Origin of the sequence: Streptomyces sp. NPDC008125 (genome assembly GCF_042957125.1) — a bacterium.
Classification (GTDB): domain Bacteria; phylum Actinomycetota; class Actinomycetes; order Streptomycetales; family Streptomycetaceae; genus Streptomyces.
This window is the reverse complement of record NZ_JBIBHR010000021.1, coordinates 137,477-149,296: the sequence shown is the minus strand read 5'-3', so window position 1 is coordinate 149,296 and position 11,820 is coordinate 137,477. Positions and strand designations below refer to the sequence as shown.

Annotated in this window: 4 protein-coding genes; 1 reads left to right on the top strand and 3 read right to left on the bottom strand. The window is 67.5% G+C overall.

The features are described from left to right. Nucleotides 1-645: 645 nt before the first annotated feature. From ACFZAX_RS29725 to ACFZAX_RS29715, 3 genes are all read right to left on the bottom strand, one after another. The gene (locus ACFZAX_RS29725; RefSeq protein WP_390965385.1) at nt 646-1,242 is read right to left on the bottom strand and encodes a DciA family protein; all 597 of its coding nucleotides are present in this window, start codon (nt 1,240-1,242) and stop codon (nt 646-648) included. After that, the gene (locus ACFZAX_RS29720) at nt 1,170-1,718 is read right to left on the bottom strand and encodes a hypothetical protein (RefSeq protein ID WP_390965384.1); all 549 of its coding nucleotides are present in this window, start codon (nt 1,716-1,718) and stop codon (nt 1,170-1,172) included. Before ACFZAX_RS29720 ends, ACFZAX_RS29725 begins: the two co-directional genes overlap by 73 nt. A gap of 279 nt (nt 1,719-1,997) precedes the next feature. Then, nucleotides 1,998-5,072 carry an FG-GAP-like repeat-containing protein gene (locus ACFZAX_RS29715; RefSeq protein ID WP_390965383.1) on the bottom strand — a complete coding sequence of 1,025 codons (3,075 nt, stop codon included), beginning with the start codon at nt 5,070-5,072 and terminating at the stop codon, nt 1,998-2,000. Between the two features lie 476 nt (nt 5,073-5,548). Between ACFZAX_RS29715 and ACFZAX_RS29710 the strand changes: the two genes are divergently transcribed. Then, a complete protein-coding gene (locus ACFZAX_RS29710) occupies nt 5,549-11,701 on the top strand; it encodes an RHS repeat-associated core domain-containing protein (RefSeq protein ID WP_390965382.1) in 6,153 nt (2,050 codons plus the stop codon). Nucleotides 11,702-11,820 lie beyond the last annotated feature (119 nt).

The window sequence follows — 11,820 nt, the reverse complement described above, 5'->3', positions numbered from 1 at the left end:
GACGATCCCGGCAACCCCAGCGGTCACCGAGCCCCCACAACCTCACACAGGTCCCACACAAGCAGCGCGCCGCTTCCCCCGAAATCCTTACGCACGCGGCCCGGAATCAGCCCGTCCTCTTCGCCCCCGCATGCCTGCGAGGTGAGGCCAACGGGCTCCACAGTTCGCTTTCCGGTGCGAAACGCTCTGGCATATGTGGCCGGAAAATGAGGGCGCAAAGCGGCTGTGTCGAAGTTTGCGTGGGAGGGCGTCGCCCGAACAGAACACGCCGACCACGGGACCTGGTGCGCAGCCGACCGCCGTCCGGCGGCATGCGTGGGCGGTCGAACGGGTTCAGGCTGTCTGGTCGAGGCGCCGGGGCGCGGCCGCCGGGTCCGGTGGCACGAGGGTGGTGAGTCCGGCACGTTCGGCGGCGAGGCGTTGCAGGGCCCGGGCGCGGGCGGCGTCGCTGGAGGTCTCCGCACGCTGCTGGACGGCGCCTTTGGCGCGGAGCTCCTCGAGGGCCTGGCGTCCGTCACCGAAGAGCTCCTCCGGTTCGCGGGCCTGCTCGCGGATCTGCCGCTCGGCGGCGGCCCGGATTTTCGAGTCGGTGGTCGTTCTCGTCGGCCGGGCAGCGCGGTGGGCAGAGAGCGCCTGGTGGTAGCCCTACGGTGCGGGCAGACACACGGCAGGTCCGGCGGCCACCGTCGGCGGGACCGGTTCGGCTGCCACGGCGGGGCCGGCCGTCGCGGGCGCCAGGACGTGCACGGTACGGACGTTCGCTCCGGGAACCTGCTCGTTGGCGGCCGCGCTCAGCTTCGGGGCGCTCCACCGGAGTTTCGTGGCGGCCGCCGGGGTGCCGGGAACGACGTCCAGGCGCCCGGTGTCCGCGTCGTATCCCACGGCCCGGACCCGGCCGACGAGTTCCGGCGCGACCGCGGCGAGGATCGTGTCAAAGTGCGCGAGGACGCTGCCGCCGGCGGCCGGGGCGGTCATCCCGCGTTCGGTCAGCATCCGGCTGATCGCACTGCCCAGCCCGACCGGCTCGCGGCCGTCGCGCCGTACGACGGTGCCGGCCGGGCGCCGCTTCGGCTTCCGGCTTGTGGCGCCGTTCTTCTTCGCGGCTTCCCGGGCGGCGGTCAGGGCCTGGCGCGCGAGGTCGACACCGCTGGGCTCCGGCTGGATGGTGCTCAGGCGATCACCGCCCCGGTGGTGTCGCCGTCGAGAGCGCGGGCGGCGAGCTCCGGCAGCCGGTCCGTCCACGACGCCATCCCGGCCTGCCCGGCCCGGCGCCCCGCGATGGCCTGCTCGCGCAGCTGCTCCAGGCGCACCGTCAGCAGGTGTTGGGCGACGCGGTCCCGGGCGACGGTGGAGGCTTTCGTCGCGGCAGCGACGGCGGCTTCGCCGGTGGGGTTGTGCTGGAACCAGCGGCGGCCCTGCTCGGTCCGGTAGGCCCGGTCGGCCTCCGTGCCGGCTTCGTCGGTCCGGCCGAACGCGGCCAGCGCGCTGGCCTCGGCCTGGTCGGCGATCTGCTGGACGGTGCTGTGGGCGGTGAGCGCGGCCGCGAGCTCCGCGCGGGCCTGGTCGTCCTCCAGCTCAGCCGGGTCGGAGAGCTCCAGGAACTCCGCCCACTCGGCGGCCACCTTGCGGTCGAGGGCCGTACGCACCCTCACGTCGAGGGCCGCGATGTCAGCGGCACTGGCCGCCGGGTCGAGCGTCCGCGCCGCGACGAGCTGCACGGTCCCTACGGCGAACGCCTCGGTCTCACGGCGGCAGCCACACGCCTCGCACAGCCCGCCGGCACCCGGCCCGCGGGTAGTCCTCGCGCACCAGAACCTGGCGCACCGTGGCGGCGACGACGGCAGCCTGACGCGCGAGTTCCGCCCGCTCCCGGGCTGCGGCACCGGCCGCTCTTGCACGCGCGGTCGCGCGGGTGAGGCGCACGGCTCGTATGGTGTCGGTGGGTGGTGGCTCGGTTGACAAGCTGAGCCACCACCCCGTTCATGAAGCGACATGCACTAGCTGATCTTCTGGTAGCCGTTCCAGTTGGTGGTACCTGCCGTGACTGTAGGAGTCCCCACGCCGGTGCCGCTGAGCACGGAGTTGAAGGAGAGCCCCGTGGAGGTGGCGTTGGTGGTCCAGAAGTCGGTGGTGCCGTTGCTGTCGGCGTCGACACCGGAGGCGATCAGCGGGCGGGCGGCGGCGGAGTAGCCACTGGCCGCGAGCGTGGCACGACCAGTGCCCGTGCCCAAGCCCTCGCCGTTGGGGCCGGTGCCCCGGTAGAGGAAGAGGGCTCCGTCGCTGCCTCGGCGGGCGGCCAGGTCGACGTGTCCGTCGTGGTCGACGTCGCCCGGGGCGATCAGGTCGAACTGGGACCAGCCGCTGTCACCGACGAGCACCGGTTCGAGGGTCTCGTCGAGGTAGCCGCTGGAGGATCCGAAGTACAGCCAGAGCAGATCGCCCTCCTTGACCAGGAGGTCGGGGAAGCCCGCGACGTCGGCGGTTCCGTCGCCGTCGATGTCGAGGGGGCCGTCCACGTCGCCGATCGCGAGGATCTGGTCGGCGTCCGCCCAGTGGTTGTTGGCGGGGTCGTAGACGTTGAGTTCACGGGCGTCGGAGGTGTCTCCGGCGCAGTCCGTGCAGGCGAAGCCGTAGCCGCTGTTGGGGTGGAGCCACAGGCGGTCGGCGCTGAGCGTGGCGTCGGGGCGCAGGGCGATCACGTCCTCGTAGCCGTCATCGGTCCAGTCACCGCGGTGGGTGTGGTCGACTCCGGTCCATGTGCCGTTGCTGGCGGTGGAGGAGGCTTCGACGACGGCCCCGTTGCCGGTTCCGTAGAAGCGTCGCAGGTTTCCGGCTGCGTCGGTGCCAAGGAGGTCGGGGTTGCCGTCTCCGTTGAGGTCGCCGGGCTCGTCGGCGGTCGTGCTGCGGTTGGCGTAGTAGAGGTAGTCGGCCGGGTCCGACTTGTTGCCGACCTTGTCGATGCTGCGGGCGTACAGGTGGTTCGCACCGGCGATGGTCGGCGTGAGGGTGAGGCTGACGCTGCCGCCCGCGGTGGTGGTGGTCAGGGTGTGGACGGTGGGGTCGAGGTCGGTCCAGTACTCGTAGGCGCTGACGTCGGTGACGCCGTTGCTGGAGAGGGTGAAGGTGCCCTTGGTGCGGACCTGCGCGGAGCCGGTGGGCCAGCCGTCGCTGCCGTCCGGGAATTGAGTGGAGGTGATGCCGGGCGGGGTGCTGGGGCGGGTGGGGTCGAAGGTGAAGCGGCATCCAGCCAGTCCCGCTCCGGGGTTCCAGGTCGAGGACAGTGTGCCGTCCGTTGCCTGCGCCTTCCAGGAGAAGTTTCCGCCGGCGAGCGACAGGTACTTGCTGAGCGTCGCCTTGGGGATCTTGACCTTGGCCACGGTGCCGGAGGTGACGGCCACCGTGGAGTCCACGATGATGACGCCGTTGGGGTCGTCGTTCGGGTGGTGGCCGGTCGCCCAGAGGTTGAAGTGGGCCTTGACCGTGCCGCCGTCGGGGTCGGTGACCTTGGCGGTCAGGTAGACGTCCGTGTTGCCGACCACGCCGTACGGTGCAGTGTTGCCGCAGCCGGCGGTGTTCTTGGTGCTGGGCGTGGTGTCGAGCGCGCTGGGCACACCCGGGGTGGTGTTGTACGTGGTGGAGAGCACGGCGGACGCTGCGTCGAAGCGCTTGTAGGCGTACGGGTCGCTCTCGTTGGCTACGGGTACGCGCAGGCCGAGGGTGAGGTTGTCCCACTTGCCGTTGATCGCGTTCTTCGCGCCGCCGGTCACGTCGAAGGCCAGGTTGCCGGCCGGGCAGGAGCTGCTGTAGCCGAGCGACTGGTTGACCGTGGACAGCTTGTCGTACCAGGCGGGTTGCTTGCTCCACGTGGTGGCGGAGCTGATGCTTCCGGTCCGCCACGCCTCCACCGGCTTGTCGGTGCAGCTGTAGGAGTAGCTGTTCTTGATGCGGAAGACGGAGGAGGTGATGACCTTGGCGGTGTTCCAGAGGTTGTTGGTGTCCATCCGGAAGAACGACCGCGAGAGGGTGTCGCCCGGCCAGCCGACGCGGGCGGAGCTGGTGACGCTGTTGCCGTCGCCCTCCTGCCAGCCGTTGCCGTTGTAGAAGGCACCGTTGGGGTAGTCGTCGGAGACCAGGGTCCACGCCTCGCGGGAGCCCGAGACCGACGGGTCGATGTAGACCGGGTACTGCGTGTCGGCGCCGGTGAGCAGCTCGGTGTCCGGGGTGAGCTTCAGCTTTCCGTCACTGACCTCGGCCTTGAGGGCGGCGTCCTGGGCGCCGTAGGGAGGCTCGAACTCCCCCGACGGCGGCGTGGGAACGACCGCGCCCCGGGCGGCGACGGGAGCGCTGTTGCTGCTGTCCCACATCAGCGGGGTGGGCGCGGTGAAGACTTCCTGGCCCGCCGGGTTGACGGCACGCAGGTTGCCGTCCTCGTCGGTGTCCACCGACAAGCCGTCCGTGGACAAGGGGAAGTTGAGGGTGGTCAGTGCGGGGTTGGCGGCAGCCTCGGGCGTCTTGACGACCAGCAGCTGACCGAATCCGGCTGACCCCGCCGTGAGTTTGAGGTCCACGTCGTCGAGGACGTTCGGGTACAGCGCCGTATCCCCGTCGACCACCGGCTCGGGCAGCGTTCCAGGCCAGCTCAGTGACATGCTGCGTCCGTCACGGGTGACGGTGGCCAGAGGGCCGTCTCCGCCCCCGGAGAAGGTGATGCCCACCTCGGCGGCACGCGCCGAGTAGGTCCCGCTCTTGTCGGCCTGGAGCGTGGGGTCGATGTCCACGAGCCGGCCACTCTTACGGACGCGCTGGGGCACCGCGTAGGTGTCCTGGGTGAACGTGCCGTCAGGGTTGGCGTAGAGCTCCGCCGTCTCGGAACGGTGGGAGACGACCTCGACCGGCGCTCCCTCCTCAGCAGCCTGCGCCAGCGCCTGCGTCTCCGGCGACGGGCTCGCCTCGAGCGGAGCGGTAGCGGCGGGCTGGTCGTCGGCGACCGCGATCAGCGGCACGCCGAGGGACAGCACCAGTCCCACCGCGATCGGGATCGCAAATCGCGTGCTCCCGTGACGATATCTCATCGCAGTCCTTTTCTTTTTCTACACAACATCGCGCGAACCATACAGACCTCCGAGCCGATTCGGAAAACAAGTACTTTCACTTTGAATTAAAAGCATTGATGCTACACTTATTCGTGTCAAATCGACCAAATGATCACAAAGGTGTCGACGGCTAGGCGCTCCTTTGTGGCCCAAATTCCTCGGTAGCAACCCTCTGAAGTGCACAAACACGAGGAGGATCGACACGCCATAAAGATACCTTCATGCACCATTTACCCTGAACGTCCATTTCGCGCAAATACACCAATGGCCTGACGCGTACTCGACAGCAATTAGGTGTCCGCTTATTTCATCCCCCCTCAATGGAGTGCTAAGTTCCGATCGATCTTCACAGTTAAATGACCTGATTGAATGGGGGAGATGTGTCCAGTTATCGAACTAAAAGGACATTTCGTACCAGACGCGAGCAAGAGCGAAGAGACCGACGGATTCGGTGGGTGGCCCTCTCACTGATCACCTACCTCCTGGTCAGCCTCATCGGCGGCCCCGTCGCTGCCGCCACCGAACTGACGCTTCAGAAGCTGGACACCCCGGACCCGGTCCGGAGCGTCACGCAGAAGAAGCACGACGTGGCGAAGCCCGACGAGACAGCCGGCGCGGCCCGCAGGCACACCACGAAGGCCACCTGGCCGAAGAGCGGAACCGGCACCGCCGCCCTGCCTGAGACGGGCACCAACAAAGCCAAGGCCGGTACGCTTCCCGTGAGCCTGGGCCACGCGCGCAAGTCGGCCAAGGGCGCCGGTCCCCGCAAGGCCCGCGTCCAAATTCTGGACCAGAAGGCGTCCCAGGCCATGGGCGTCACCGGCGTGGTCGTCGCGGTCCGTCCGCTGGAGGGCAAAGCGGGCAAGACCGACGTCTCCCTCGACTACGCCGGATTCCAGGACGCGTACGGCGGCGACTGGGCATCACGGCTGACGCTGCACCAGCTTCCCCTCTGCGCACTCACCACACCGGAGAAGGCAGGATGCCGGGCGACCGGCACGAACCTGAACTCCACCAACGACCTCGACTCCACGACGCTCTCCGCGTCCGTGACCCTGCCGGACGCCGCTTCCACGGCGACCGCAGATGCGTCGCCGGTCACCCGGAGCGCCGCCACCACGAGCTCGGCCACCGGTCTGCAGGCCGCGCAGGGCATTGTGCTGCTGTCGGCCACGGCCGAAGCGGCCGGCTCGTCCGGTGACTTCAAGGCGTCGCCGCTGTCCCCCTCGGCATCATGGTCGGCCGGCGGTTCCAGCGGCGCGTTCACCTGGTCCTACGACATCCCGGTTCCCGAGCTGCCCAGCCAGACGGAACCGGAACTGAGCCTCTCCTACAGCTCGCAGGCCGTGGACGGCCGTACCGCTGCCACGAACAACCAGGCGAACTGGGTGGGCGACGGCTGGTCCATGGAGTTCGGATCCATCGAACGCCGCTACGTCTCCTGCGACGACGACACCACGAACAGCAACGGCACCGACAAGAGCGCCGACCTGTGCTGGAAGAAGGACAACGCCGTCCTCAACCTCGGCGGCCAGTCCAGCGAACTCGTCAAGGACGACACCACCGGCGAGTGGCACCTGGAAGACGACGACGGCACCAAGGTCGTCAAACTCAACGACACCAGCCTGGCCAACGGCGACAACGACGGCGAGTACTGGCGCGTCACCACCCCCGACGGCACCAACTACTTCTTCGGCCGCAACAAGATGAGCGGCTGGGCCACCGGCAACGCGGTCACCAACTCCACCTGGACCGTACCCGTCTACGGCAACCAGGCCGGCGAACCGTGCCACGCCACCGCCTACGCGGACTCCTGGTGCCAGCAGGCCTGGCGCTGGAACCTGGACGCAGTCGTCGACCCGCACGGCGACGCGATCGTCCAGTACTGGGACAAGGAGTCCAACAACTACGGCCGCAACGTCAACCAGACCACCGGCGCCTCCACCGCGACCCCCTACACCCGCGGCGGCTACGCCAAGCGCATCGAGTACGGCCTGCGCAGCAACGCCTACTACGCCCAGCCGGCCGCAAAGGTCGACTTCACCGTCGCCGAGCGCTGCCTGACCGACTGCGGCACCTTCGACTCCGCGCACGCCAAGAACTGGCCGGACGTACCGTTCGACCAGTACTGCGCCGACGGAGCGGAGTGCAAGACCCAGTTCTCGCCCTCGTTCTGGACCCGCAAGCGCCTCACCCAGGTCGACACGTCGGTGCTGGTCGGCAGCACGTACCGCAAGGTGGACACTCTGGCGCTGACGCACCAGTTCCCGTCCACCGGAGACGGCAGTTCGCCCGCCCTCTGGCTGGCCTCCGTCACCCGTACCGGCCACACCGGAACCGGCGACGTCACCATGCCCCCGGTCACTTTCTCGGGCCAGCAGCTGCCGAACCGTGTGGAGGGCGCCACCACCGGCACCAACCCCGACCCGGTCCCGCCGCTGATCCGCTACCGCGTCTACGGCATCAACACCGAGACGGGCGGCACCATCGGCGTCACCTACTCCGCGCCCGACTGCAAGGCCGGTGACGTCCCCACCCCGGCGTCGAACACCCGTCGCTGCTACCCGGTGATCTGGTCCCCGCCGGACGCGCCGGCCGCGAACTACACGCCCTACCTCGACTGGTTCCACACCTACGTCGTCACCCAGGTGCTGGAGAGCGACAACACCGGCGGCGCCCCTGCCAAGGAGACCGACTACTCCTACCTGGACGGCATGGCCTGGGGCAAGGAAGAGGACGAGTTCACCAAGGCGAAGTACCTCACCTACAGCGACCGGCAGGGCTTCGGCCGAGTCCAGGTCCGCACCGGGGCCCCCGCCTCCGACGCGCAGACGCTCACCGAGAGCCGCTACTTCCGGGGCATCGACGGCGCGCAGGTAGCCGACCACGAGGGCACCACTGTCGCTGACCAACCGGCGTTCGCCGGCATGCCCCGCGAGGAGGCGACCTTCGACGGCGCAGCGGGAGCGCTCCAGTCCACCACGTCCTACGAACCCTGGCGTTCGGCCGCCACCGCCACCCAGGTGCGCACCGGCCTCTCGGCGCTGACCGCGTACGCCACCGGCACCCGCGTCGAGAAGACACGCACCGCGGTGGGCAGCGGCTGGCGCACCACCCAGACGGTCCGTACCTTCGACGCCCACGGGCAGGAGACCTCCGAGTCGGACCTCGGCGACACCTCCAAGACCGGCGACGAGGAGTGCGTCACCACCACCTACACCACGGGCACCATCCTCAGCCTCCAGAAGGAGGTGCGGAACGTAGCTGTGGCGTGCGACAAGACACCGACACTGCCGGCCGACCTGATATCCGTGGCCCGCTACTACTACGACGGAGCCACCAGCCTGGACACCGCGCCTAACAAGGGTGACGTGACCCGGGTCGACGAGCAGGACACGGCAGGCACCGGCTACCTGACGACCGCCACCAACACCTACGACATCCACGGCCGCGAACTCACCGACACCGACGCCGCAGGCAACACCACAACCACGGCCTACACCCCCACCACCGTCCAGGCGCCGACGGCGCAGACGGAGACCAACGCCCTGGGCCACGCCACCACCACCGAGTACGACCCGGCACGCGGCGTCGCCACCGGCGAAGTGGACCCGAACGGCAAGCGGACCGACGCCACCTATGACGGCCTCGGACGCACCCTGCGGGTGTGGCAGCCCGGCTGGTCGAAAACCGACCACCCGGACCAGCCGTCCGCCGAGTACGCGTACTCGATCTCCAAGACCGCGAACAGCTCCGTCTCCACCAAGGCGCTCCAGTACGACGGGACGTACGCCACTAGCTACCAGCTGTACGACGGCCTCCTGCGCGAACGCGAAACGCAAGCATCCGCCATCGGCACCGCGAACCGGATCGTGACGGAAACCAAGTACGACTCCCGGGGCCTTGCTTTCAAGACCTACGCCGCGTACTACGCGGAGGGCGCGCCCTCGGGCGTGCTGACGACAGCGGCCGACAACGTCGTGCCGTCCATGGTGGAGAACCTGTACGACGGCACGGGCCGCGTCACCGCGGCGATCACCCGTTCCTACGGGGACGAGAAGTGGCGCACCACGAACGTCTACGCGGGCGACCGCACGACGGTGATCCCGCCCAAGGGCGGCACGGCTTACACCACGGTCACCGACGCCCAGGACCGCACGATCGAGCGGATCGAGTACACGAACGCGGCCCGCACCGCCTCGCAGTCCACCCGCTACACCTACGGCAAGTGGGACGAGCCCTCCCAGGTTACCGACCCGGCGGGCAACACCTGGACCTATACGTTCGACGCCCGCGGCCAGAAGGTGAAGTCCGACGACCCGGACAATGGTCTGGCCGAGATCACGTACGACAAGGTCGGCCGCGCTGAGACGACCACGGACGCCCGGGGCGTGACCCTGACCAACCAGTACGACAAGCTCGGACGACAGACCGCCCTGGAAAAGGGCTCCACTCAGCTGGCCTCGTGGCTCTACGACACGGTGGCCAAGGGCCAGCTCACCAGCAGCACCCGCTACATCGACGGCAAGCCCTACACCTCCTCCACCACCTCGTACAACGACTCCTACCAGCCCACCGCCACCACCGTGACCGTGCCGACCGAGGCCGGGGCCCTGGCCGGAACGTACACATGGACGTACGGCTACAACACGTACACCGGCCAGCAGGAGTGGATCAAGCACCCCGCGATCGGCAACCTGCCCAGTGAGCGCCAGACCACGGCATACGGGGAAGGCAACCTCCCGCAGAAAACCACCGCCGGCGCCGTCACCCTGGTGAACGCCACCGCCCACGACGTCTTCGGACGCCCCACCCGCACCGAGTACGGGACGCTGGGCAAGAAGGTCTACCAGACCCAGGTCTACGACGAGGTCACCGGCCGGGTGGACCGGCAGACCACCGACCGCGACCTCGCCCCCCAGCGCATCGACGACATCTCGTACTCCTTCGACGACGCCGGCAACATCACCGGCATCACCGACGTCAGCGGCCAGGACTCCACCAAGAGCACCGACACCCAGTGCTTCACCAACGACGCCCTGGGACGACTGACGGAGGCATGGACAGCTGCCACCACCACGTGCTCGACCACTCCCTCCACCACAACGGTGGGCGGCCCCGACGCGTACTGGCAGACCTTCACCTACGACGCGATCGGCAACCGCACCAAGCTGGTCGACCACGGCACCGGCGCTCTCTCTGGCGCTGACGCCACCACCACGTACACCCACAAGGCAGCTGGCACTGGCCTGCCCCACGCAGTCCAGTCTGCGACGGTCGCCGGAGGTGCCCTGAACGGGCAGAAGAGTTCCTTCGCCTACGACAAGAGCGGCAACACCACCCAGCGGACCATCGGCACCACGACCCAGAACCTCACGTGGGACGACGAGGGCAACCTTGCCACCGTCACTGCTGGCGGCAAGGTCACGAGCTACCAGTACGACGCCGACGGCAACCGCATGATCGCTCGGGACGCCGACGGGACCCAAACGCTCACCCTCCCGGGCGACAACGAGCTGAAGATCAAGGCAGACGGCACCAAGGAAGGCACCCGCTACTACACCCACGGGGACGAGACAGTCGCCGTACGTACCAGCGACGGCTTTTCCTACCTGATCTCCGACCACCAGGGCACCGCTATGACGGCCGTCTCCATGACGACCCAGGCCCTCACCCGCCGCAAGCAACTCCCCTTCGGTGAAAACCGCTCCACCGGAAGCAGCACCCTTCCCGGGACCCGCAGCTTCGTCGGAGGAACCGCTGACCCCACCGGACTCACCCACCTCGGTGCCCGTGAGTACGACCCCGCACTGGGACGCTTCATCTCCGTCGACCCCATCATCGACATCGACGACCCCCTGCAGATGAACGCCTACGCCTACGCCAACAGTCGGCCCGTCACGGCATCCGACCCGGACGGCCAAATGTTCTGGGACGGCTTCTGGACCTACGCCAACAAAGCGGCCACGGCAGCGAAGAAGCTGGTCCACCAAACCGTCAAGAAGGCAAAGAAGGCACTTGCCTCCTATTCGAAAAAGTGGAACACGTTTTCCAGAACCGCCTACTTCGTAAAGCCTACGAAGTCTGCCGCAAAGACCACGAAATCCGCCACGAAGAAGGCTTCTACAGCGGTTCGAAAGAAAAGCGAGCCCAAGAAGAAGGATAGTTTCTTCGGGAGTCTCAAGAAGGGAAATATTGGCGCAGCGTGGAACTCTGCCAAGTCGAACACGAAAAAGGCGGTAAGTGCGGCCGGTAAATGGACTTGGGAAAACCGTGGAAATATCGTCAAGGGAGCCGCAGGGCTTGCATTCGTCGCTTGTACAGTCGGTACTGCCGGTGTATGTGGCGTCGTGGGCACGGGCGCCTTCGTCCTGTCTGTTGCCAACCGGTCAGTGAACTACGCTCAAAGCGACAAGAGTGCGGGCGACCTGGCAGCTTTTGGCAGCGGCGTCGCGCTCGACACCGTGGGGTGGAGAGTGAACGTCGTGAGGTCGCCGGGTATGTTCATCAAGTCGTACCCTCTGCTGGCGTCTCTCGCGACTAGAGCAGGTCAATCTCGTCTACTGCAGCAGACCTCGTCTCTGGTATGGGGAACGCTGGGCTGGTAGATCAACGTCGTGGGGCCGAAAGTATAGGCCCCACGAATCCCAGCAAACGATAATTTTAATATTCAAGATAAAAAAAAATCCGTAACAACTTAAATAGAGGGAATTTACAGCTTGTTATT